22 protein-coding genes and 1 tRNA gene are annotated in these 22,432 nt (G+C 63.2%); 13 read left to right on the top strand and 10 right to left on the bottom strand.

Features of this window, described 5'->3' with window-relative positions:
* Positions 1–2: 2 nt before the first annotated feature.
* Positions 3–356 carry a ribonuclease P protein component gene (gene rnpA, locus ASD12_RS25155; protein ID WP_056592775.1) on the bottom strand — a complete coding sequence of 118 codons (354 nt, stop codon included), beginning with the start codon at positions 354–356 and terminating at the stop codon, positions 3–5.
* Between the two features lie 16 nt (positions 357–372).
* Positions 373–507, bottom strand: a complete 135-nt coding sequence (gene rpmH / locus ASD12_RS33625; protein WP_008833937.1) for a 50S ribosomal protein L34 — start codon at positions 505–507, stop codon at positions 373–375.
* Positions 508–785: 278 nt separating this feature from the next.
* On the opposite strand from rpmH, the gene ASD12_RS25150 reads away from it, so the two are divergent.
* Positions 786–2,276: a HAMP domain-containing sensor histidine kinase gene (locus tag ASD12_RS25150; RefSeq protein WP_056592773.1), complete on the top strand. Its 1,491-nt coding sequence runs from the start codon at positions 786–788 to the stop codon at positions 2,274–2,276.
* A 278-nt stretch (positions 2,277–2,554) separates the two neighbouring features.
* Positions 2,555–2,631 (top strand) — tRNA-Arg (locus ASD12_RS25145).
* 322 nt (positions 2,632–2,953) lie between these two features.
* On the opposite strand, the gene ASD12_RS25140 is transcribed toward ASD12_RS25145, so the two are convergent.
* Positions 2,954–4,699 (bottom strand): adenylate/guanylate cyclase domain-containing protein, encoded by a 1,746-nt coding sequence (locus ASD12_RS25140; protein ID WP_056593402.1) that lies wholly within the window; start codon positions 4,697–4,699, stop codon positions 2,954–2,956.
* Positions 4,700–5,319: 620 nt separating this feature from the next.
* On the opposite strand from ASD12_RS25140, the gene ASD12_RS25135 reads away from it, so the two are divergent.
* Positions 5,320–6,084, top strand: coding sequence for an SDR family NAD(P)-dependent oxidoreductase (locus tag ASD12_RS25135; protein ID WP_244482969.1), 765 nt, complete (start codon positions 5,320–5,322; stop codon positions 6,082–6,084).
* Positions 6,085–6,148: 64 nt separating this feature from the next.
* On the opposite strand, the gene ASD12_RS25130 is transcribed toward ASD12_RS25135, so the two are convergent.
* On the bottom strand, positions 6,149–6,895 hold the full coding sequence (locus tag ASD12_RS25130; RefSeq protein WP_056592770.1) for a GntR family transcriptional regulator: 747 nt from the start codon (positions 6,893–6,895) through the stop codon (positions 6,149–6,151).
* 221 nt (positions 6,896–7,116) lie between these two features.
* On the opposite strand from ASD12_RS25130, the gene ASD12_RS25125 reads away from it, so the two are divergent.
* The 10 genes from ASD12_RS25125 (at position 7,117) to ASD12_RS25080 (ending at position 16,508) form a co-directional block, all read left to right on the top strand.
* Entirely contained in the window at positions 7,117–7,758 is a 642-nt protein-coding gene (locus ASD12_RS25125) for a GntR family transcriptional regulator (protein ID WP_244482967.1), read from the top strand.
* A gap of 90 nt (positions 7,759–7,848) precedes the next feature.
* Complete coding sequence (locus ASD12_RS25120) at positions 7,849–8,700, top strand: transporter substrate-binding domain-containing protein (RefSeq protein ID WP_056592765.1); 852 nt, start codon at positions 7,849–7,851, stop codon at positions 8,698–8,700.
* A 75-nt stretch (positions 8,701–8,775) separates the two neighbouring features.
* Positions 8,776–9,489, top strand: a complete 714-nt coding sequence (locus ASD12_RS25115) for an ABC transporter permease subunit (protein ID WP_056592763.1) — start codon at positions 8,776–8,778, stop codon at positions 9,487–9,489.
* A complete protein-coding gene (locus ASD12_RS25110; RefSeq protein WP_056592760.1) occupies positions 9,486–10,178 on the top strand; it encodes an ABC transporter permease in 693 nt (230 codons plus the stop codon). The genes ASD12_RS25115 and ASD12_RS25110 overlap by 4 nt, the downstream gene beginning before the upstream one ends.
* A gap of 130 nt (positions 10,179–10,308) precedes the next feature.
* Entirely contained in the window at positions 10,309–11,895 is a 1,587-nt protein-coding gene (gene ggt, locus ASD12_RS25105; protein ID WP_056592757.1) for a gamma-glutamyltransferase, read from the top strand.
* A gap of 107 nt (positions 11,896–12,002) precedes the next feature.
* Entirely contained in the window at positions 12,003–13,529 is a 1,527-nt protein-coding gene (locus tag ASD12_RS25100; RefSeq protein ID WP_056592754.1) for an acyl--CoA ligase, read from the top strand.
* A gap of 2 nt (positions 13,530–13,531) precedes the next feature.
* A complete protein-coding gene (locus tag ASD12_RS25095) occupies positions 13,532–14,512 on the top strand; it encodes a 2-dehydropantoate 2-reductase (RefSeq protein WP_056592752.1) in 981 nt (326 codons plus the stop codon).
* Positions 14,513–14,589: 77 nt separating this feature from the next.
* The gene (locus ASD12_RS25090; protein WP_082525692.1) at positions 14,590–14,973 is read left to right on the top strand and encodes a VOC family protein; all 384 of its coding nucleotides are present in this window, start codon (positions 14,590–14,592) and stop codon (positions 14,971–14,973) included.
* Positions 14,974–15,072: 99 nt separating this feature from the next.
* Positions 15,073–15,306: a hypothetical protein gene (locus tag ASD12_RS25085; protein WP_056592750.1), complete on the top strand. Its 234-nt coding sequence runs from the start codon at positions 15,073–15,075 to the stop codon at positions 15,304–15,306.
* A 215-nt stretch (positions 15,307–15,521) separates the two neighbouring features.
* Positions 15,522–16,508, top strand: a complete 987-nt coding sequence (locus tag ASD12_RS25080; protein WP_056592747.1) for a methyltransferase — start codon at positions 15,522–15,524, stop codon at positions 16,506–16,508.
* Between the two features lie 56 nt (positions 16,509–16,564).
* On the opposite strand, the gene ASD12_RS25075 is transcribed toward ASD12_RS25080, so the two are convergent.
* The 6 genes from ASD12_RS25075 to ASD12_RS25050 form a co-directional block, all read right to left on the bottom strand.
* Complete coding sequence (locus tag ASD12_RS25075) at positions 16,565–17,623, bottom strand: aminopeptidase (protein WP_056592744.1); 1,059 nt, start codon at positions 17,621–17,623, stop codon at positions 16,565–16,567.
* 168 nt (positions 17,624–17,791) lie between these two features.
* Positions 17,792–18,763, bottom strand: coding sequence for a branched-chain amino acid ABC transporter permease (locus ASD12_RS25070; protein ID WP_056592742.1), 972 nt, complete (start codon positions 18,761–18,763; stop codon positions 17,792–17,794).
* 22 nt (positions 18,764–18,785) lie between these two features.
* Positions 18,786–19,673: a branched-chain amino acid ABC transporter permease gene (locus tag ASD12_RS25065; protein WP_056593393.1), complete on the bottom strand. Its 888-nt coding sequence runs from the start codon at positions 19,671–19,673 to the stop codon at positions 18,786–18,788.
* Between the two features lie 7 nt (positions 19,674–19,680).
* A complete protein-coding gene (locus tag ASD12_RS25060; protein WP_056592739.1) occupies positions 19,681–20,391 on the bottom strand; it encodes an ABC transporter ATP-binding protein in 711 nt (236 codons plus the stop codon).
* Complete coding sequence (locus ASD12_RS25055) at positions 20,384–21,163, bottom strand: ABC transporter ATP-binding protein (RefSeq protein ID WP_056592736.1); 780 nt, start codon at positions 21,161–21,163, stop codon at positions 20,384–20,386. The genes ASD12_RS25060 and ASD12_RS25055 overlap by 8 nt, the downstream gene beginning before the upstream one ends.
* A gap of 12 nt (positions 21,164–21,175) precedes the next feature.
* A complete protein-coding gene (locus ASD12_RS25050; RefSeq protein WP_056592733.1) occupies positions 21,176–22,384 on the bottom strand; it encodes an ABC transporter substrate-binding protein in 1,209 nt (402 codons plus the stop codon).
* Positions 22,385–22,432 lie beyond the last annotated feature (48 nt).

Genomic DNA, 22,432 nt, shown 5'->3' with positions numbered 1-22,432 from the left:
GCCTATCGTGTTCCGCGCATTCGGCGGGAGAGTTCGGCCTTCAACTGGCCGAACGGAATGGTAAGCACGTCTTCACGCCCGACGATGACATAGTCATTGCCAGGCGCCATGTCACTTGCCGCATGCGTACGGACAGCCTCCCGCAGCCGCCGCCGGACGCGGTTGCGGACAACCGCATTGCCGACCTTCTTGGTGACGGTGTAGCCGACGCGCGGCGACAGGCCGTCGCCGCGGTCGAGAACTTCAACGAGAAAAAGCCGCCCGCGTCGCTTTTCACCACGACGGACGGCCAGGAATTCCGCGCGCTTCAGGAGCCGCTTGGGATTTGGTCCCACTGGCTTGCCGGATGCGGGCAACGATCTCGTCTTCCGTTCAGGCGCTGAGCCGTTTGCGACCGCGGTTGCGGCGAGCCGCGACGACGCCGCGACCACCCTTGGTGGCCATGCGGGCACGAAAGCCGTGCCGACGTTTGCGGACGAGTTTAGACGGTTGGTAGGTACGCTTCATTTGTTTTAATACCGCGGGGTGCGGCCCTTCTTGATTCTGTCACTGTGTAACAGGAGCTTTGCCGGGCCGGCTTTGGCGCGATCGAAACCGCGCCGGGACGAATGGCCCGAGCGTGTGCGGGCTTATAGAAAGAAGGCTTTTGGAAGTCAATCCGGAGTCGTCGGGCGCAAGCCCGGCGCCGTTCAGGCCGTTTATGTTTCCGACCAAGGACGAAATTGGCAAAAAAGCCGTAATCGCCTAATCTGCGTTGATCAAGTGATTGTGAAGACATGGACCGTATGAGCGAAACCATACAAGCGCAGGAAGGGATCGGCACGGCAGCGCCAGCCATCGTGCGCACGGTGCCGCTGTCGCGCGGCCTGTCGACCAAGCTGCTGCTGCTCACCATTGTTTTCGTGCTGCTGGCCGAAGTGCTCATCTTCCTGCCCTGGATCGCCAGCTACCGGCTGAACTGGCTGAAGGAGCGGCTGAGCACGGCAGCGGCGGTGTCGATCGTGCTGGTGCAAGGGGAACCCACCTCGCTGTCACGTACGGCCCAGAACGACGTGCTGATGGCAATAGGCGCCAAGGCGATCGCGGTGCGCGACGGCGGCGTCTCGCGGCTGCTGGTGGTGGCCGAAATGCCGCCGAAGGTCGACGAACACATCGATATCGCCTCGATCGGCATGATCAAGGGCATGACCGGCGCGCTTGACACGCTGTTTTTCGGCGGCGACCGAATGCTGCGCGTTTTCGGCCCGGTCGGCGACTCGGACAAGGAGTTCGAACTGATCATGCCCGACAACAGCCTGCGCAACGCGATGCTGCGATATTCCCGCAATGTCGCCTTTGTTTCACTGCTGATCTCGCTGTTCACCGCCATGCTGGTCTATGCCGCGATCGACCTGATCATGATCGGGCCGATCCGGACGATGACGCGCTCGATGCTGTCCTTCTCTGAAGCGCCCGACGATCCCGGGCGCATCATCCATCCGGCCGCCCGCGCCGACGAGATCGGCGTCGCCGAGCGCGAGCTGTCGCAGATGCAGGAGCGGCTGCAGAAGATGCTGTCCGAGCAGAAGCACCTTGCCGATCTCGGCCTTGCGGTCTCCAAGATCAACCATGACATGCGCAACATCCTGGCCTCGGCGCAGCTGATGTCGGACCGCTTGCGCCAGGTGAAGGACCCGACCGTGCAAGCCTTCGCGCCGAAACTGCTGCGCGCGCTCGACCGTGCCGTGTCCTATTCCGAAGGCGTGCTGGCCTATGGCCGCACCCAGGAGCCGCCACCGGCGCGCCGACGCTTGAGGCTGCGCCAGCTGGTCGAGGACGTGCACGGCCTGCTCGACATCGAGCAGGGCATCGAGTTCGTCAATTCCGTCGAGCCGGCCTTCGAGGTGGAGGCCGATTCCGATCAGCTGTTCCGCGTGCTGACCAATCTGTGCCGCAACTCGGTGCAGGCGATGGCGGCCGACAGTGAAAGCGCCTTGGTGCGCCGCCTGGCGGTGTCGGCCGTGCGCCTGGGCAGCGTCAGCCGCATTGCCGTCAGCGACACCGGTCCCGGCCTGCCGCCGAAAGCGCGCGAAAACCTGTTCGCGGCCTTTCGCGGCTCGGCCCGCAGCGGCGGCACCGGCCTTGGGCTGGCGATCGCGCACGAATTGATCCGCGCGCATGGCGGCACGGTCGAACTGGTCGAGAGCATTGGCGGGCGCACCACATTCGCCGTTACCATCCCCGACCAGCCGGTCCGGCTCGACCAGGCCCGCAACGGCCTGCGCCGCCCGGCATGATGGTTCGGGCGCTGTATTGCCCGACGCTCTTGCCTCCAAGGTTCCGTATTCTTCCGCTGCTTTCCAGGCCCGGCGCTTTCCCTCCCCCCGAACAGGGCCGACTTCCTGGTCGTCTCGAAGCACCGGAATCCGGCCCGCAGTCGCCGGCCTGGGCACTTGTGACAAAACTTTTGCCGGATCGGCTTGCTTTTCGGAAATTCAGTCGCTAGGGAACACGTCTCGTCGCGGCCGGTCGTTCACGATCGGATCGCGGGGTCATGGAAAGCATGGCCTGTTGCGCGCCCGTAGCTCAGCTGGATAGAGCACCAGACTACGAATCTGGGGGTCAGGAGTTCGAATCTCTTCGGGCGCGCCAAATTTCCGCCATTCCAGAACAAAACCGGGTACTGGGGTCGGCGTTCCGATTCCAAGCAGAAACTCGCCCGTCCTCGGCTGAACTTGCGACAATGACCCGAAGGCGACATTTGTCTGGACCGTCGGTAGGTCTCGTCAGGGTGGAAACCGGAAGTCGACGCAAACCCAACAGAGAGCTCGCCGGCTGTTCACAGCTGCTCTACGCGCTCAGTCCTCGGACAAAGCCGGCCAGAGAACTATCCTTCCAGAAGCGACGCGGGATCAAGGGGCGTCGCCTGGCCGGACGTGATGCGCAGGAGAGGGCGTCTTTGCAAACGCGACGATCACGCCGGCACGCCGGCAATACCCAGCGCCTCGACGTAGCGCTCGGCGAACACCTTGTCCCGCCACGGGTTGATCTGCGTCTGCAGGCCGAGCGTGTAGGTCGGGAACGCCTCCATCAGCCGCCGCGCCGCCGCCTGCGCTTCGTCCGGCCGATTGAGTTTGACCAGCGCCATGATCACCACCCGGTGCGAGGAGCCGTAATTCGGCATCTCGCGCAGCGCTCGTTCTCCCCAAGCCAGCGCTTCCTCGTAGCGTTCGAGCATCAGGTAGCTCATCCCGATGCCGGAGAGCGCGATGCCCTTCTCGGGGTCGACCGGGCTCAGCCGCATTGCCCTGTGGAAGTGCTCGATCGCGACGAGGGAGCGGCCGGAATGGGCGTTCACCCAGCCGCTGCCCGTATAGCCCTGCGCCGAATTGGGGTTGAGGAGCAGGGACCGTTCGATCGTGTGCAGCGCCGTCTCGTAATCCTTGGCGCTGTAGGCGATCACCTGCGCGGCAAAACGCAAGCTTGTCGGGTCGTCTCGCGCGTCCGCCAATACCTCGCGGGCCATGCGCACGGCGACGCGGATATCGTCGGGCTCGTGCCAGCACTGACTCACGGACAGGCTGCGGATATAGGCACCGAGTGCCTTCGCCAGGGTGAAGCCTGGGTCGATGCTGAGCGCCTCGTTGGTGAGCCGGCGCACGTCGGCGAAGCCTTCGCGCGTCATGCTGTAGAAGCGCGGCAGCGCACGAAGGTAGAGGTCGTAGGCACCGATGTAGTCGGTAGGCTTCATGCGCGCCTGCTTGATCTCCTCCAGCCGGATGCTCGGCTCGACCGCACCGACGACGCTCTCGGTCACCTTGTCCTGCAGGTCGAAGATGTCGCTCACGTCGCCCTCGAAGCGGTCGGTCCAGACATGGTGCCCACTGATCGCGTCCACCAGCTGCCCGCTGATACGCACCCGCGATCCTGCTCTGCGGATGCTCCCTTCGAGCACGTAGCGGACGCCCAGCTCGCGCCCGACCTGGCGCAGGTCCACCGCTCGGCCCTTGTAGGTGAAGGACGAGTTGCGGGCGATCACGAAGAAGGAGTTCACCCGGCTCAATCCCGTGATGATGTCCTCCACCAGTCCGTCGGCGAAGTATTCCTGGTCGGGGTCGCCGCTCATGTTGGTGAAAGGCAGAACCGCGATCGAGGGTTTCGCAGGCAGGGGAGGCGGTGCAGCCACCGAGGCTGTGGCGTCGGTCTCGACGCGATAGGCGCGCACAGGCCGCTCGATGTTCTTGAGGCGCAGTTCGCCGAGCGGCGTGAAGCCGCAGTCGAGCTTGCCCTGAAGGTGGTCGTAGGCGGTGCCCGAGACGACCACGGCCCCGGGATCGGCGATGTTTTCGAGGCGGGCGGCGATGTTGACACCGTCGCCGTAGATGTCGCCGTCCTCCTCGCAGACCACGTCGCCGAGATTGACGCCGATGCGGAAGCGAATCCGCTCCTCCTCGGGCGTCTCCGCCTCGTGTTCTGCCAAAGCCTGCTGGATCGCCATCGCCGAGGTCACCGCGTTGACGACGCTCGCGAACTCGCACAGCATGCCGTCGCCGGTGAGCTTGACGATCCGGCCCTGATGCTCGGAGACCAGCGGTTCGAGGAGGTCCTTGCGGTATGTCTTGAGCCGCTCGAGCGTGCCGCGCTCGTCGCGCTCCATCAGGCGCGAATAGCCGACCACGTCGCAAGCCAGGATCGCTGCGAGGCGGCGCTGCGCGGTCATTGCACCGCCCTGCCAGGCGCGTGCACGCGGACTGCCTCGCGCCCATGCCCCGCCAACTTCCAGACGCCCAACATGCATGGCATCCATCTCTCCCAGCTGCCGCCCGTCGCCGATTCAGAACGGAGAACGCAGCTTGACCTTGTCTTCACGAGATTTCGCTATCCCGCTTGCGAGGCGTGGAGCGATCCAGTCGTCGCGCTAACAGCCAACCGGCGACACGCCCACGCAGCCTCTGGGAACGCTGACACGCCAGTCCCAGAAGGCCGGAGATATTTGCTGCCGTTGGTAACCGGTTGACGCCACCGTGGCGGTGCTTTTGTCGCCGCGATGTAACAGCGAGATACACTACGAACGCGCGCATCGGGCATCACACCAGACGTTCACGCTTAGAGGTGCTGAGGTCGGAAACTGGAGCTCCTTGCCCCTTGATATTGACGAAGGAAATGGCAAGTTTCCATCCAAAGCGGACCGCGGCTACAGAAATTAGATAGCGTAAACGATGACATACGAGTGCCCAGTTCATCCTGTCGGGCGCGCCAGAACCATCCATAGGCTATGGTTCGTTGATTGCGGCCGCTGCTGTCCACTCGCCGGACAGGCGGAAACCAGCGGAGCCTAGTTTGACCATATCCCCTACCAGCATCCGCCGCGCACTCATCACCGGGGCCGGTGCGGCAGACGGCATCGGCTTTGCCATTGCCCGGCAGCTTGGCCACGCCGGCCATGCCGTCTTCCTCACCGGTGCCAGCGCGCGTGTACTCGATCGCGCCGTTGAGCTTTGTGCCGAAGGCATCGATGCCAAAGCCGTGGTCGCCAATCTCACCATCGCAGCTGCTGTCGCGCGGCTGCGGGCGGATGTCGGCGCGGTCGATATACTGGTCAACAATGCCGGCATGGGCTCGCTGGCATCGCCATCGGTCGACAAGGCGTTCCTCGCCATGACCGAGGCCGACTGGGATCGGGGGATCGACGTCAGCCTGAAGACGGCATTCCTCGTTACGAAGGCGTTTCTGCCGGCGATGATCGAAGCGGGCTACGGGCGCATCGTCAATGTGGCGTCGGTCACCGGACCGCTGGTGTCCTTCGAAGGCACATCAGCCTATTCCGCCGCCAAGGCCGGCATGGTCGGCCTGACGCGCACGCTGGCGCTCGAAGTGGCGAAAAGCGGCATCACGGCCAACGCCGTGGCCCCCGGCTGGATCGAAACGGGGGCGACGAGCGAGATGGAGCGGCAGGCCGCCCTGCATACGCCGCCGGCGCGGGCCGGGCGGCCGGACGAGGTGGCCGCGGCGGTGGTGTTCCTGGTCTCGGAAGGCGCCAGCTATGTCAACGGCGCCCTGCTGGTGGTCGACGGCGGCAACAGCCTTCAGGAGCGCAAGGGCTGAAGGCTCAGTTGGCGTTTGTCGTCGGTTCAGTCGGCGGGCACGCCTCGCCCAAACTCCTCGCCCCTCAGGACGCGTTGGCGAGGAAATTCCGATAGTCCGACTTGGCCTGCAGCAGGCGCAAAACATTGTCACGCGATCCCCGCACATGGGCACGCGCCAGCGTGCCGGCACGGCTGGCATCGCCGGCACAGATGGCGTCGACGATTTCGGCATGCTCGTCGCGGGCGATCTTCCATTCGTCCAGCCAGAGCAGCTCGGTCCACACATAATGCTGGCACTTGTCGAGGATGCCGCACTGCATGCCATGCAGCATGACATTGCCGCTGATCTCAGCGATGACGCGGTGCAGGTCGATGCCGACTTCCAGCTCCTGGAATTTTTCCCTGGCGGTACGCTCCGGAATGGCGGCCAGCCGCTCGCATTCGGCCAGCATGGCGCGCAGCCGTGCCTTGTCCTGGTCCGTCGCCGCCGCTGCCACCAGTTCCGTCGCATGGCCGTCGAGCAGCTCGCGGATCTCGAAGGCCTCGCGGAACATGTTGATGTCGAACTCGGTGACGACATAGCCCTGGCGCGGCCGGCCGGTGACCAGGCCGTCGCGCTCGAGGCGGTTGAAGGCCTCGCGCACCGGAGTGCGGCTGACAGTCAGCTTCGCGGCGATGTCGTTTTCGGTGACGCGCGAGCCCGGCGGAATCTGGCCGGTCACAATCGTCATCGCCTTGAGCGCGGAGTAGACCGAGTCGCGCAGCGCATTTTTGGTTTGCTTGGCCCCAGATTGGTTTCCAGGTTCGCGCTTAGCCAGTTGTCGTCCCATTTGTAGTCGTAGCCCGTCTGATTTGCCACGCCCAGGGCGGCACCATCCCAAAGACTCGCCCGGCCCGAAATAGATCGTGCCGGCGGTGCACTGCACCGGTATCGGCTTCAGAACGTGTCCCCGGGGTATTGACGATGAAATAAAATGCGGATTTGATAATACGTGGATACAAAAATACTTTTAGGTGCCCCATGTCAGCGGCCTTTCCGGCAGAGCCACAGATGTCCGCCACTGCTGAGGAAGAAGCGTACAGGCACGTTCAGAGAGCCCTTCGCCTCGGCCGCTACAAACCGGGCGACAGGCTTATTCCGGAGGAGATTGCCGCCGAGATCGGCATGAGTCGCATGCCGGTGCGGGAAGCCTTTCGGCGCCTGGCCTCCGACGGGCTGGTGGTTCTGCGGCCCAATCGTGGATGCGTGGTCGCAGGCCTGACGGTCGATGAGCTTTACGAGATTTTCGAAATTCGCTCGGTTCTGGAGGGACTGGCCGTAAGGCTCGCGATGCCCCGGACCGATGAGGAGGAGTTCGAGGACCTCGAGCGCCTGCTCGAGCGCATGGAACGCGCGGGCCAGAGCGGCAGCAGCGACTGGGTGGTCCGCCACCAGGAATTCCATGGCCGTATCTGTGCGCTAAGCCGGAGGCCCAAGCTTATTCACCAGATATCGGCGCTGCATGTGGTGATAGAGCCCTACATGCGCATCTGGTTCGACGACTGTGACAAGCCGCATTCTGCGCGCGAGGAGCATGCCGCCGTGATCGCGGCCTTGCGTTCAGGCGACGAACTTCACGCGGAAAAGGTGATGCAGGATCATATTCTCAGCACAGCACCGATGCTGGCCGAGTTCGTGAGTCCGAGCCGGTGACGAACGCCGGCCGGACAAGAATGGCCTCGAACCGACAATGCGGCCGGACGTAGGAACAGATCGATCAGCCTATCAAAAAAGGGGAACCACATGAAAGTTTGTCGTTTGGCCGCAGTTGCGGCCGCACTCAGCATGTTCGGCTTCATGCACACCGCATTGGCCGAGGACGCGCCCAAGGCCATAACCATCGCCACGGAGGGCGCCTACGCTCCGTGGAACTTCACCAATGCAGACGGCAAGCTCGACGGACTGGAGATCGAACTCGCCAACAATCTTTGCGAGCGGATGAAGGTCAAATGCACCATCATCGCTCAGGACTGGGACGGACTTATTCCTTCGCTGAAGGTAGGCAAGTTCGATGTGATCATGGCCAGCATGTTCATCACGCCGAAACGCCTCGAGACCATCGACTTCACCCAGCCTTATGCGATCGACCCGGGCGGGTTCGCAGCCGCCAAGGATAGCGATCTGGGGAAGCTCGGCGCTTCGACCGAGAAATTCAAACTGGACGATGAGGCTGCTTCCAAGGCCGCGGTCGACAAGTTGAAGCCCTTGCTGAAGGGCAAGGTAGTCGGTGTCCAGGCGGCCACGGCCATGCTCGAATTCCTCAAGAAATACTTCGGCGACACGGTGGAGATTCGCGAATACAAGACGACCGAGCAGCACGATCTCGATCTGGCCGCAGGCCGCATCGATGCAATATTCGCTCAGAAGACAGCGCTCGCCGCGACGCTCGCAAAACCCGAATTCTCGGGCTTCACGGTTGCAGGTCCGGGCTTTGTCGGCGGCTTGTTCGGCGCCGGAACGGGTGCGGGACTCAGGAAGGAAGACGCCAAGCTCAAGGAAATGCTGAACGACGCGATCAGCGCCGCCATTGCCGACGGGACCATTAAACGCATCTCGGAAAAATGGGTGAAAACGGACGTGACACCGGTCAAGTAGCCATGTTGTGTGTTCTGTCGGGCCGGTTGGTATCAACCGATCGGCCGGGTGCCGTGCTGAAAGATCAGGTTTCACATGACGGACACACTCCATATCCTTTCCGTGGGCAAGGGTGGCTGGGGCGGAGCCCTGCTGCTGGCAGCTGGCGTGACATTTGCGCTGTCAGTCCTCGGCTTCCTGCTCGGCGCTCTCTTCGGCGCGGTTGCAGCAGGAGGCCGGCTCTCCACGAGAGCTTTGCCGTCATGGGTCGCCAAGGGCTATGGCACGGTGTTCAGGGGTGTGCCCGATCTGTTGACGATCTACCTGCTTTACTACGGCGGCAGCATAGCATTGACTGAGATCGGCAAATTCTTCGGCAGCGCAGGCTTCGTCGGGCTGCCGACATTTGCGACTGGCGTCCTGGCGATCGGCATCATTTCGGGCGCCTATCAAGCCGAGGTCTATCGCGGAGCGTATCTCGCCGTCGATCTCGGCCAGTTTGAGGCTAGCAAGGCGCTCGGCTTGTCCCGGTTCCAATCGCTGCGCCTCGTCATCGTGCCTCAACTGATGCGGCACGCGCTGCCGGGTCTCGGAAATGTCTGGCAGCTTGTGCTCAAGGACTCGGCCTTGATCTCCGTGATCGGCTTGGTGGAATTGATGCGGCAATCTCAGATCGGCGCGGGATCGATGCGGGAGCCCTTCGTCTTCTATATAGCAGCCGCGACGCTGTATTTCCTCATCGCTACCGTGACCGGATCGGTCTTCCGCTACGGCGAGGCACGGGCGTGGCGAGGCATGGTCCACGCATGATCGACTTCGCCTTCTTTGTAGAGATCATTCCCACCCTTCTCTCCGGCTTGCCGTTAACCTTGCAACTTGCGGGGTTGTCGATCGGAATAGGCTTTGCCTTGGCCCTGTTGCTCGCACTGGCGCAGCAGGGAAACCATCGGATGCTGGTCTGGCCCATACGCTCCTTCGTTGCCGTCTTTCGCGGCACGCCATTGCTCGTCCAGATATTCCTCATCTATTACGGCCTCGGCCAGTTCCGCCCCACACTTCAGGCAGTTGGGCTCTGGTGGCTGTTTCGCGAGCCCTATTGGTGCGCCATCATCGCGCTCAGTCTCAATACCGCCGCCTATGGCAGCGAAATCCTGCGGGGTGCGATACAGGGTGTGCCGCGCGGCCTTGTCGAGGCGGCCTCTGCCTTCGGCATGACACGGCTCCAGACCCTGCGCCTCGTCGTTCTGCCTTTGGCGCTGCGCCAAGCCATACCGAGCTACAGCAACGAGATCATCCTCATGGTAAAGGGCACGTCGCTTGCATCGATCGTCACCCTGATGGAAGTGACGGGCATCGCCCAGGGGCTCATTTCGCAGACCTATCGCGCCGTAGAGGTTTTCGTGGCCGCGGGCGCGATCTATCTCACAATCAATTTCACGATCATCTCGGCACTGAACACGCTGGAAACCTGGCTAACGCCCTATCGGGTCCGAGCCTGATACGCGTCTGGCATAACGAGTAGAATTGGCAAAATGCGCAGTGTCGAGAAGTCGAAGCGATCCGTTGCAGTGTCGTGTTACGCCATGGCGGCAATGTCGCATCCATCAGACCAAGGGATACAAAGACAGAATGCGTGATTTCCAGTTTCCCGGCCGCTCGCCGGTTCGTGCCACGGAAGCGATGGCAGCCACATCGCATCCGCTTGCAACCCTTGCCGCCATCGAGATGCTGCGCTCAGGCGGCAACGCCATGGATGCAGCGGTCTGCGCCGCCGCCGTGCAGGGCGTGGTCGAACCGCAATCGACCGGCATCGGCGGCGACTGCTTCGTGCTCTACAGCCCGGCAGGACAAGGCAATGTGCTGGCATTCAACGGCTCGGGGCGGGCGCCGGCCAGGGCGACGGTCGACTGGTATCTGGAAAAAGGCTTCGACCGCATCCCGCTGCAGGGCCCGCATGCGGTCACCGTGCCGGGTGCCGTCGACGCCTGGAGCCGACTGCTCGAAGACCATGGCCGCAAGGGCCTTGCCGAGGCGCTGGCGCCGGCCATCCATTATGCCGAAAACGGTTATGTCGTGCATGACCGCGTCGCCTTCGACTGGGCCGAACCGGAAACCGACCTGTCGGCCGACGAGCATGCCGCGCGCATCTTCCTGCCCGGCGGCAAGGCGCCGATGGCCGGTGACCTCCACCGTCAGCCGGAACTCGCCGCCACCTTGCGGATCATCGCTAAACAAGGCAGGGCTGGATTCTACGAAGGCGCTGTCGCCGACGATATCATTAGCCGGCTCAACGAACTGGGTGGGCTTCATTCGGCCGAGGATTTTGCCGCGACCAAAGGCGACTATGTGGCGCCGGTCAGCACCGCCTATGGCGGCCATGAGATCCATCAGATGCCGCCGAACAATCAGGGCCTGACGGCGCTTTTGATGCTGAACGTGCTGTCGGGCTTCAAGCTTGGCGGGCTCGACCCGAATGGCGCCGAGCGCCTGCATCTGGAGATCGAGGCCGGGCGGCTGGCTTACAGCGACCGCGACCGCTATGTCGCCGACCAGGATCATGTTCGGGTGCCGGTCAAGCAGCTCCTGTCCGGCGCCTATGCCGACCGGCTGCGCGCCGAGATCGACCGCGACCACGCCATGACGCATCTGCCGCGCGTGGACCTGCCCGGCAGCGATACGGTCTACATCTCCATCGTCGACCGCGACCGCAACGCGGTCTCTTTCATCAACTCGACCTATTATTCGTTCGGCAGCGGCGTGGTCGGCCCCAAGACCGGCGTCGTGCTCCAGAACCGCGGCTCCAGCTTCCGCCTCGACCCGGCGCACCCGAACGCGATCGCACCCGGCAAGCGGCCGATGCACACGATCATGCCGGGCATGGCAACCAGGAACGGCCGCGTCGTTATGCCCTTCGGCGTCATGGGTGGCGGCTACCAGCCGTTCGGGCATGTCCATCTGCTCACCAACATGATCGACTTCGGCATGGATCCGCAGCAGGCGCTGGATGCACCCAGGGTGTTTTACAATGACGACGCCGTGGAGGCCGAGCGTGGCATTCCCGCCGAGGCGATCGAGGGCTTGCGACGGCGCGGCCATCGCACAGCCGAGCCGCATCATCCGCTGGGCGGCGGGCAGGCAGTGCTGATCGACTGGGAGAAGGGAACGCTGACCGGCGCCTCCGATCCGCGCAAGGATGGTTTGGCGCTTGGGTATTGAGGTGACCGGCCGCAGGGGCGGCGCCAAGGTCGACAATTGGCCTGAAGCGATTACCTTGGGACCGAAACCCCATGCTAGACTTCTGCACTTGAACATAGCCGGTGACCATGACCCAAACTGAAACCCACGCAGACCTCTCCCGCCGTCTCGCCGCCGGCGCCGACAACGCGCCTGCCATCCTGGCGCCCGACAGGGCGACGCTCACCCATGGCGGATTGCGCAGCCTGATCGCCGCCACGGCTGCCGCTTTGCATGCGCGCGGCATCGGTCGGGGCGACAGGGTGGCGATCGTGCTTCCGAACGGACCCGAGATGGCCACCGCTTTTGTCGCCGTGGCGGCCGCCGCCTCGACGGCGCCGCTCAATCCCGCCTACCGGGCCGACGAGCTCGATTTCTACCTGACCGACATCGGCGCCAAGGCGATCCTTGTCGCGGAGGGCGAGACCGGACCAGCGGTGACGGTGGCCGAGCGCCTCGGCATCGGCGTGCTCAGGCTTGTCGTGCAGCGGGACACACCCGCCGGCAGCTTCACGATCGAAGGCGCGGCGGTCGGTGCGCCGGCAGCCCCCGACATGGCGCGGGACGGTGACATCGCGCTGTTGCTGCACACCTCCGGCACGACATCGCGGCCAAAACTGGTGCCGCTCAGCCATGCCAATCTCGCCGCGTCGGCCGCCCATATCGGCGCGACGCTCGGCCTGACGGCCGATGACCGCTGCCTCAACATCATGCCGCTGTTCCACATTCACGGCCTGATCGCGGCCGTGCTGTCGTCGCTGGCATCAGGCGGCAGCATCTACTGCACGCCCGGCTTCAACGCGCTGCGCTTCTTCCAATGGCTGAGCGAGGCACGGCCAAGCTGGTACACCGCGGTGCCGACCATGCATCAGGCGATCCTGCCCAGGGCGGCGCGCAACACCGAGGCGCTGGCGGCGGCGCGCCTGCGCTTCATCCGCTCGTCTTCGGCGTCGCTGCCGGCGCAAGTGATGGCTGAACTGGAAGCGACCTTCGGCTGCCCGGTGATCGAATCCTACGGGATGACCGAGGCGGCGCACCAGATGGCATCGAACCGGCTGCCGCCGGGTCAGCGCAAGCCGGGCAGCGTCGGTGCCTCCGCCGGGCCGGACTTGGCTGTGATGGCGCCCGACGGGCGGCTGCTCGCAGCCGGCGAGACCGGCGAGATCGTCATTCGCGGACCCAACGTCACGGTGGGCTACGAGAAGAACCCGGATGCCAACGCCACGGCTTTCGCGCATGGCTGGTTCCACACCGGCGACCAGGGCGTGCTGGACGAGGACGGCTATCTCAGGGTCACCGGACGACTCAAGGAGATCATCAACCGCGGCGGCGAAAAGATATCGCCGCTCGAGGTCGACGATGTGCTGATGGATCATCCGGCGGTGGCGCAGGTCGTCACCTTTGCCATGCCGCATGACAAGCTTGGCGAGGAGGTGGCGGCGGCGGTTGTGCTGCGCGAAGGCATCAGCGCCACCGAGGGCGACATCCGCCTCTATGCAGCGACGCGGCTTGCCGACTTCAAGGTGCCGCGCAAGATCCTGATCCTGGACGAGATCCCCAAGGGCGCGACCGGCAAATTGCAACGCATCGGTCTTGCCGCCAAACTTGGGCTTTGACGATGAAGATCGCCATCTTCGGCGCCGGCGCGATCGGCGGCTATCTCGCCGCCAAGCTGGCGATCACTGGGCGGACCGATCTTTCGATCGTCGCGCGCGGCGCGCATCTGGACCAGATCAGGGCAAATGGCCTGCGCCTGATCGAGGACGGCCAGGAAGTTTCGGTCCCCGTCCGGGCCGCTGCAAAGGCCGAGGAGCTTGGCGTCCAGGACTATGTCGTGCTGGCGCTGAAGGCCCATTCCCTCACCCCGGCCCTTGACCAGATCGCGCCGCTGCTTGGGGCTCACACATCAGTCGTCACCATGCAGAACGGCGTGCCGTGGTGGTATTTCCATGGCGTTGGCGGACCGCTCGAAGGCACAAGGCTGAGCGCGGTCGATCCCGGCGGCGCCATCTGGCAGCGGATCGGCCCGGAGCGCGTCATCGGCTCGGTCGTCTATCCCGCCGTCGAGGTCGATGCGCCCGGCCTCATCCGCCATGTCGAGGGCAAGCGCTTCTCGCTCGGCGAACCCTCGGGCGAGCGCAGCGAACGGGTCACGGTTCTGGCCGAGGAGATGGTCAAGGCCGGCTTGCAGGTGCCGGTGCGCGACGACATCCGCAGCGAGATCTGGGTAAAACTGTGGGGCAATCTCTCCTTCAACCCGATCTCTGCACTGACCGGCAGCACGCTGGCGGGAATCGTCGCCGACGAGGGCACCCGCACGCTTGCCCGCACCATGATGCTGGAGGCGCAGGCGATCGGCGAAAGCCTCGGCGTGCGATTCCCGATAGCCGTCGACCGCCGCATCAAGGGCGCCGGCGATGTCGGCGAGCACAAGACCTCGATGCTGCAGGACCTAGAGCGCGGCCGGCCGATGGAGATCGACGCGCTGGTGAGCGCGGTCCAGGAACTCGGCCGCCTGACGAACAAGCCGACGCCGACCATCGATGCCGTGCTGGCGCTGGTGCGACGGCTGGCGGTGGAACGCGGGTGTTATGGGTGAAGTTGAGCAACGGGGTAAATCAGAGCCGTGGCATGAGCACCTTGGCCTCAAATCCCAGCTTGGCTGGAATTAGCAGCATGCTGAACGCCATTCACCACGTCGCGCTCATCTGCACCGACTACGACCGGTCGCGACGGTTCTACGTCGAACTGCTCGGCCTCGATCTGATCCAGGAGGTCTATCGGGAGGAGCGGCAGTCATGGAAGGCGGATCTGCGAATCGGGTCGGTCCAACTGGAATTGTTCTCCTTCCCTGCACCAGCGATGCGGCCGTCCCATCCAGAGGCGACGGGCCTAAGACATCTGGCATTTGCCGTGGCGAATCTTGATCCCGTAATTATACGCCTGGAAGCCGCAGGCGTTGCCGTTGAGCCAATCCGGATCGACCCATATACAGACCAACGATTTACCTTTTTCAGAGACCCAGATGGATTGCCGCTGGAACTCTACGAAGCCCCATAAGGAACGGTTCGCTTTCGCGACGGGCGCTGTGCACTGACGGTATCGGCGGAGCCGCGAATCTGTGCTAAGCGCCGCACAACCAACCAAAGGACGATACCAATGAGCGAACTGACCGTGGCCCAGGCAACTGAAAGCATCTATACCTCGCTCCGGGCGGACAATGCCGACATCGACGCACATATCGCGACGCTCAAGGCAGCGCTGGCACGAGAGGGGATAGAACAGGCGGTGTTCGATCCGACCAAGTTGGCGCAGAGCAACCGCTCGGGACGCAAGTTGATGCAGGCTTATTTTCGGCAGCGCGGCGTGAGCGTGAGGTTTTCGGACCAATAGAACCGCGCGCGGGCAATCTCAACCGCGCCATTGGGAGTTCTCGGCCGGTCCGTCACCATCTGAACGTCGGGACTGCGCCGCATGTCGGACGTTCGAGGCGGCGGTAGACATTCTCAGAAGCCGACGTTCGTTCAGCTTTGCCAGGAATATCCGTTACGTCATCGTGTCGGTCGCTCGAAATAATGACTTGTCCTGGATCGCGGAGGGGACGTGACATGGTGGATTCTGATCGGATCGACAAGCTGATCGCAGCGGTGCCCCCCGCCTTGGCGCTTCGCGCCGGGTTGGACCTTGGCATCTTCACCCGGCTCGGTGGCGATGCTGCGACTGCTGACAGCCTTGGGGCCGCGCTCCAAGTCGAGCCCGATCGTCTGTCGCGGCTCCTCTACGCACTCGCCAGCATCGGTCTCCTCGAAGTCGAGGATGGTCAATTTCGCAACGGAGCCGAAGCGTCGGAGTTCCTCGACGCGTCGAAGCCGAGCTATCGCGGCGGCGATCATGCGCTCCTGCGCGAGCTGTGGGGAGCTGACCTTTTGACCGCGGAGTCGCTGCGACAGAACCGGCCGGCTGCGCTGCATGACTTTTCCGAAGCGGGACCTGAGTCGGCGGCGGCCTTCAGCCGCATGCTCGCACCGGGTGGGGTGATTTTCGGCCGGAATCTGGCCCGGGAGATGGACCTCTCGGCGACCGGTTCGGTGATCGACATCGGCGGGGGCGCCGGGACCATACTCGTGGGACTTCGCGAGCGGTGGCCACGGATGACGGCCACGTTGATGGAACTGCCAACGGTCGCGGCGGTCGCGCCAGCTATCCTGTCGGAATACGGTGCCGACGACGTGGTTGTCGAAGAGGGGGACATAACGGTCGCGCCATCGACCGGCCGGCACGATCTGGCTATCCTGAAGGCCGTCGTCCAAGTGCTTCCGCCGGACCAGGCGCGCAATGCGATCCTGAACTCGGCGCGTTGCCTCACACAAGGAGGCGAGATCGCAATTGCTGGATGGGGTGTCGTCGATGACGACCGCCTCGGCCCGCCTGAAGGTGTCTTTTTGAATCTCACCTTCCTGAACCTCTATCGCCACGGCGAATCGTACACTGAAGGTCAGTATCGCGCGTGGATGACCGAGGCTGGATTCCGGGATATCTCCAGGTCGCGCCTGGCGGACGGCTGCACCTTGTTTCGTGCGCGCCTCACGGGGTGATCACGGCTGAATGGTGGTTTCGGACGCGGGTGCTTCGGCCTTCACATTTGACCGGCTCAATAACAGCTATCTGCCGCCGCAAGTGCTTCGGGACGGTGAGCTTTGTCCAGTGCGCCAATCCGTCGAACCGACGCATAGAACCTGACATAGTCGCCCGAACACAAGTCGAACAGGCGGAGAAACGCGGTCACCCGGTCGCTATAAACCGAAGTCGCGGCGAGCTTTGCGTTGTTGATTGGGGAAGCGAACCAGGCATCGTATCCCCGATATCGGCCCCAGCGCCTCTCGCGCATGTGTCGGTAGCGCATCCGCAGCCGTTCAATCGCAGCCGTCTTTGCGGCCAGCTTCTGCTCCGAGGTGCCGGAGTTGGAGTAGACCTGCGTTAATTCGTCTCGGGTCTGCGACACCAGCGCCAGAAATTCAGCTTTGCGCCTCCGGGCGGCTTCGTAACGGCGCAATGCGGCGGTATCGCCAGCCGCGCGCAGCCATTTTCTCACGCCGGTCGTCTCAACGGCGACAGCGAACGACTCGTTGAACGCGGTATCGTCGTGCACGTAGACGCGCTGGTGGGCCAGTTCATGGAAAACCAGCCCTGCAAGATAGGTTTCATCCTGGCTGAGCATGGTGCTCAGCAGCGGGTCACTTGACCAGCCAAGCGTGGAATATGCAGTGATGCCCGTCACATAGACGTCCATGCCCTGTCTTTGTAGTTCGACAGCGGTTTCAGTCGCAGACTTCCTGGAGAAATATCCCCGATAGGGCACGCAGCCGAAAACGGGAAAACACCATGTTCGTGGCGTCAGCGAGAATTCTGGCGCGGCGAAGACGGCCCATGTCACCGCATCCCGACCGATATCGACATAGCTGCGGTAGCTGTTGTTGTCGGGCAGCGCCAGTTCATCTGTTGCAAACTGCCGTATGGCGCTCGCCGATGCCATTCGGGCGCGCAATACTTTCGGCGTCGCAGGATCCTCGATCAGTTTCTCGACATCCTGACGCGCCGTCATGATCTGCAGATGACCCTTCACGGATTGCGCGTAGTAGGAAATACCGGTGCAACCGGTCACGCCGGACACCGCGATTACAACGGCAACCAATCGAAAGAATGCGCGCATCACGATTTGCCCAAAGCAGTGCTCGCCCGTTCAGATAGGGTGATCGTCGCGATTGCCCCCAGTCTCTAGCAGTCGCATTAATTGATCGAGATCTATAGCTTTCTAAAGAATCCGGACAGAATATTCGGACTCCTTAGCACAAACCGCGTCCGGTCGATCTGGAGCTGCTCAATCCTTCCCCACCCGCTTGAGAAGCCGTGCATAAAATTCGCCGACAATGCCGCGCCGGAAGATCAGCACGCACACCATGAAGATCAGCCCGGTGGCGATGGACACCGGAAAGCCGGAGGTGGCAAGCGTGTTTTCCAGTCCGATGACCAGGCTGGCGCCGATGATCGGCCCGACCATGGTGCCGATGCCGCCGAGAAGCGTCATCAGGATCACCTCGCCCGACATCTGCCAGGTGACGTCGGTGAGCGTGGCGAACTGGAACACGATCGCCTTGAGCGAGCCCGCCAGCCCGGCCAGCGCCGCCGACATGACGAAGGCGCCCAGCTTGTAGTTGGCGACGGAATAGCCGAGCGAAATGGCGCGGTTCTCGTTTTCCCGAATCGAGCGCAGGATCATGCCGAACGGCGAATTGACGATGCGCCAGATGGCGAAGACGCCGATCAGGAACACCGCCAGCACGAAATAATACATGTTCAGCGACCGGTTCAGGTCGAGGACGCCAACCAGCATGCCGCGCGGCACGCCCTGAATGCCATCCTCGCCTTCGGTGAAGGGCGACTGCACGCAGAAGAAGAAGAACATCTGCGACAGCGCCAGTGTGATCATGGCGAAATAGATGCCTTGCCGGCGAATGGCGAAAAAGCCCATGACAAGGCCGAGCAGGGCCGCACCCGCCACTCCGAGCAGGATGCCGGCTTCCGGCGGCCAGCCCCAGACCTTGACGGCATGCGCGGTGAAATAGGCGGCGCCGCCAAAGAAGGTGGCATGGCCGAACGACAATAGCCCAGTATAGCCAAGCAGAAGATTGAACGCGCAGGCAAACAGCGCGAAACACAGCATCTTCATCAGGAAGATCGGATAGACCAGGAAGGGCGCCACCAGCAGCGCCAGGATGCCGAGCCCGACCAGCGTCCATTCAAGCCGTGCCGAGGTCTTGGCTTGCGTCTCGCGAAGCGTCAGTTCGACCATGTCAGATGTCCCTTCCGACATGTCAGGCGTCCCTCCCGAACAGGCCGGCCGGCCGGACCAAAAGCACGATGGCCATGATGACGAAGACCACCAGGTTGGAAGCCTCGGGGTAGAAGACCTTGGTCAGGCCTTCGGCAAGGCCAAGCGTGTAGCCGGTGACGATCGCGCCAAGGATCGATCCCATGCCCCCGACCACGACGACCGCGAAGACAACGATGATGAGATCCGATCCCATCAGCGGACTCACCTGATAGATCGGCGCGGCCAGAATTCCGGCAAGCCCCGCAAGGGCGGAGCCGAGACCGTAGGTCAGGGTGAGCAGCAACGGCACGTTGACGCCGAAAGCCTGTACGAGATGGGGGTTTTCGGTTGCCGCGCGCAGATAGGACCCCAGCCTGGTCTTCTCGATCAGCGCCCAGGTCCCGAAGCAGACGATCAGCGAGGCGACCACCACCCAGCCGCGATAGTTGGGCAGAAACATGAAGCCGAGATTGGTGCCGCCGGCAAGCAGCGGCGGCACGGCGTAAGGGTTTCCCGAGACGCCGTAATAATAGCGGAAGATGCCTTCGAGCACGAGCGCGAGGCCGAAGGTGAAGAGCAGGCCGTAGAGCGGATCGAGATCGTACAGTCTCGACAGCGCCAGGCGCTCGACAACGATGCCGAAGACACCGACGATCAGCGGCGCGAGGATCAAAGCGGGCCAGTAGCCGATGCCGAGATATGTGAGAAGCAGATAACCGACGAAGGCGCCGAGCATATACTGGGCGCCATGGGCGAAATTGATGACGCGCAGCAGGCCGAATATGACGGCCAGGCCCAGGCTCAGCATGGCGTAGAAAGATCCGTTGATCAGGCCGACCAGCAACTGGCCGAGGAAAGCCTGAACGGGGATTCCGAAGATCATCGTCATGACGCCATCATACACCCAGGACTTCGTGCAGCAGCGTCATGCGGTCCGGCAGTTCGCCGACCGGAAACCCTGCCACCACCTTGCCGTGCTCCATCAGATAGAAACGATCGGCGACACGACTGGCGAAGCGGAAATTCTGCTCGACCAGCAGGATCGTCATGCCGCGCTTCTTCAACGTCGCCAGCAACTCGCCGATGCGCTGCACGATGACGGGAGCGAGACCCTCCGTCGGCTCGTCGAGGAGCAGCATTTTCACGCCGGTTCTCAACATGCGTGCGATCGCCAGCATCTGCTGTTCGCCGCCCGACAGCCTCGTGCCGGGACTGTTGCGCCGCTCCTTCAGATTGGGGAAGAGATCGAATATTTCCTCGACGCTCATGCCGCCTTCCGCCACGACCGGTGGCAGCACCAGATTCTCGTCGACGGTCAGCGTCGCGAAGATGCCGCGTTCCTCCGGCACGAAGCCGATGCCTTGATGGGCGGTGCGGTGTAGCGGCAGCCGCATCAGGTCCTGGCCGTCGAAAGCGATCCGGCCGGTTCGCTTGCGGATAAGCCCCATGATGGAGCGCAGCGTCGTGGTCTTGCCGACGCCGTTGCGGCCCAGCAGCGTGACCGTCTCGCCGGCAAACACCTCCAGATCGACGCCGTGCAGCGCATGGCTCTCGCCATACCAGGCGTTGAGACCACCGACCGCAAGGAGAGGTGCGGCACTACTCATCGGCGGTGCCCATGTAGGCGACCTTCACGCGTTCGTCGCGGCTGACCGTGGCGTAGTCGCCGGCGGCAAGGACCTCGCCGCGCTGCATGACCGTTATCCAGTCGCAAAGATCGGCCACGACCGTCAGATTGTGCTCGACCATCAGCACGGCGCGATCCTTGGCCACCGAGCGGATGAGGTCGGAAACGGTGGCCACATCCTCGTGCCCCATGCCGGCCATCGGCTCGTCCAGCAGCAGCACTTTCGGATCGAGCGCCAGGGTCGTGGCGATCTCGAGCACGCGTTTCCTGCCATAGGAAAGATCGCCGGCAAGCCTGTTCCTGGCATCGTCGAGACCGACCGACCGCAGCAGTTCCTCGGCGCGCGGCGTCAGCCGATCGAGCGCCGCCAGGGAACGCCAGAATTGAACGGCAAGACCACTCGGCCGCTGCAGCGCGACGCGCACATTGTCGAGCACGCTGAGGTGCGGAAAAATCGCCGATATCTGGAACGAGCGCACCAGACCCATCCGCGCGACCCTGGCCGGCGACGTTCGGGTGATGTCGTGGCCAAGCAGCTCGATCCTGCCGCTGGTCGGCGCCAGGAACTTGGTGAGCAGATTGAAGACGGTCGTCTTGCCGGCGCCGTTGGGTCCGATCAGGGCGTGGATGTTGCCATGGCTGACATCGAGATCGACACTTTTGACGGCGACGAAGCCGGCAAAGTCGCGCCGCAACCCGCGAGCGGAAAGCACCACCCGCGGCTCGTTCTTGTCCAGGTCAGTAGGCGCCATCGGCCGCGCCGATCACTGGCCGGCCGTCGGACAGCCGCTTTCCTTCTCGCTGAGGAATGCCTCGTTGCCGGGAATGGTGGCGAGGTATTTGTAGTAGTCCCACTCCTTGGTGCTCTCGGCTGGCGATTTGACCTGATAAAGATACATGTCGTGGACCATGTTGCCGTCCGCCTGCACCTTGCCGTTGGCCGTAAAGACGTCGTTCACCGGCATCGAATGCAATTGCTTGGCGACGGCTTCGGTCTCGTCGGTGCCAGCCTTGTCGATCGCTTTCAGGTATTGCGTGACCGCCGAGTAGGTGGCGACCTGGATCATGTTCGGCATGCGGTTGGTGCGCTTGAAGAAGCGCTGGCCGAATTCGCGGCTCTTGTCATCGCGATCCCAGTAAAAGCCCTCGGTCAGCACGACGCCCTGCGCCGCCTGAAGGCCCAGTCCATGCACCTCGGCCAGCGTGAAGAGAAGCGCTGCAAGACGCTGGCCGCCCTGGACAATGCCGAATTCGGCCGCCTGTTTGATGGAGTTGGAGGTATCGAGGCCGGCATTCGCCAGGCCGATGACCTTGGCGCCGGACGATTGCGCCTGCAGCAGGAAGGACGAATAATCGGTCGCTCCCAAGGGATAACGCACTTCGCCCAGTACCTTGCCACCGTGGCTCTCGACGAACTTGGCGGTCTGCTCCTTCAGCGAATAGCCGAATGCATAGTCGACGGTGACAAAGAACCAGCTGTCACCGCCCTGCTGCACGAGAGAGCCGCCGGTTCCCACCGCCTGCGAGTGGGTGTCATAGGCCCAGTGGAAGCCATAGGGCGAGCACTGTTTGCCGGTCAGCTCCGTGGTCGCCGCACCGGTAACGATATCGATCTTCTTCTTTTCCTTGGAAATCCCCTGGACGGCGAGCGCCACCGAAGAGGTGGTCAGCTCCATGATGGCATCGACCTGTTCGGTGTCGTACCACTGCCGGGCAATGTTGGAGGCAATGTCCGGCTTGTTCTGGTGGTCGGCGCTGATGACCTCGATCGGCGCTCCCTGCACCTTGCCGCCGAAATCCTCGACCGCCATCTTGGCCGCCTCGACCGACCACTTGCCGCCGAAATCGGCATAGACGCCCGACTGATCATTGAGGATGCCGATCTTGACCTTGCCATCGGAAATTTCTGCGGCTGAGGCGGGAACTGCAGCCGCGGCAAGAAAAGCGGCCGAAACGAAATAAGATAGCTTCATTGTCTAACTTCCTCCCATCACGATGAAGCCGACCGGCCCTCCACGATC

This window comes from Mesorhizobium sp. Root102 (assembly GCF_001425625.1).
Lineage (GTDB): Bacteria > Pseudomonadota > Alphaproteobacteria > Rhizobiales > Rhizobiaceae > Mesorhizobium.
This window is presented reverse-complemented; position numbering and strand designations above follow the sequence as displayed.

Excerpts from the sequence above, each read along its gene's own strand:
- rpmH (WP_008833937.1), bottom strand. The coding sequence starts at position 507 with ATGAAGCGTACCTACCAACCGTCTAAACTCGTCCGCAAACGTCGGCAC.
- ASD12_RS25150 (WP_056592773.1), top strand. The coding sequence starts at position 786 with ATGAGCGAAACCATACAAGCGCAGGAAGGGATCGGCACGGCAGCGCCA.
- ASD12_RS25140 (WP_056593402.1), bottom strand. The coding sequence starts at position 4,699 with ATGACCGCGCAGCGCCGCCTCGCAGCGATCCTGGCTTGCGACGTGGTC.
- ASD12_RS25130 (WP_056592770.1), bottom strand. The coding sequence starts at position 6,895 with ATGGGACGACAACTGGCTAAGCGCGAACCTGGAAACCAATCTGGGGCC.
- ASD12_RS25125 (WP_244482967.1), top strand. The coding sequence starts at position 7,117 with ATGTCCGCCACTGCTGAGGAAGAAGCGTACAGGCACGTTCAGAGAGCC.
- ASD12_RS25120 (WP_056592765.1), top strand. The coding sequence starts at position 7,849 with ATGAAAGTTTGTCGTTTGGCCGCAGTTGCGGCCGCACTCAGCATGTTC.
- ASD12_RS25115 (WP_056592763.1), top strand. The coding sequence starts at position 8,776 with ATGACGGACACACTCCATATCCTTTCCGTGGGCAAGGGTGGCTGGGGC.
- ASD12_RS25110 (WP_056592760.1), top strand. The coding sequence starts at position 9,486 with ATGATCGACTTCGCCTTCTTTGTAGAGATCATTCCCACCCTTCTCTCC.
- ggt (WP_056592757.1), top strand. The coding sequence starts at position 10,309 with ATGCGTGATTTCCAGTTTCCCGGCCGCTCGCCGGTTCGTGCCACGGAA.
- ASD12_RS25100 (WP_056592754.1), top strand. The coding sequence starts at position 12,003 with ATGACCCAAACTGAAACCCACGCAGACCTCTCCCGCCGTCTCGCCGCC.
- ASD12_RS25095 (WP_056592752.1), top strand. The coding sequence starts at position 13,532 with ATGAAGATCGCCATCTTCGGCGCCGGCGCGATCGGCGGCTATCTCGCC.
- ASD12_RS25090 (WP_082525692.1), top strand. The coding sequence starts at position 14,590 with ATGCTGAACGCCATTCACCACGTCGCGCTCATCTGCACCGACTACGAC.
- ASD12_RS25085 (WP_056592750.1), top strand. The coding sequence starts at position 15,073 with ATGAGCGAACTGACCGTGGCCCAGGCAACTGAAAGCATCTATACCTCG.
- ASD12_RS25080 (WP_056592747.1), top strand. The coding sequence starts at position 15,522 with ATGGTGGATTCTGATCGGATCGACAAGCTGATCGCAGCGGTGCCCCCC.
- ASD12_RS25075 (WP_056592744.1), bottom strand. The coding sequence starts at position 17,623 with ATGCGCGCATTCTTTCGATTGGTTGCCGTTGTAATCGCGGTGTCCGGC.
- ASD12_RS25070 (WP_056592742.1), bottom strand. The coding sequence starts at position 18,763 with ATGGTCGAACTGACGCTTCGCGAGACGCAAGCCAAGACCTCGGCACGG.
- ASD12_RS25065 (WP_056593393.1), bottom strand. The coding sequence starts at position 19,673 with ATGACGATGATCTTCGGAATCCCCGTTCAGGCTTTCCTCGGCCAGTTG.
- ASD12_RS25060 (WP_056592739.1), bottom strand. The coding sequence starts at position 20,391 with ATGAGTAGTGCCGCACCTCTCCTTGCGGTCGGTGGTCTCAACGCCTGG.
- ASD12_RS25055 (WP_056592736.1), bottom strand. The coding sequence starts at position 21,163 with ATGGCGCCTACTGACCTGGACAAGAACGAGCCGCGGGTGGTGCTTTCC.
- ASD12_RS25050 (WP_056592733.1), bottom strand. The coding sequence starts at position 22,384 with ATGAAGCTATCTTATTTCGTTTCGGCCGCTTTTCTTGCCGCGGCTGCA.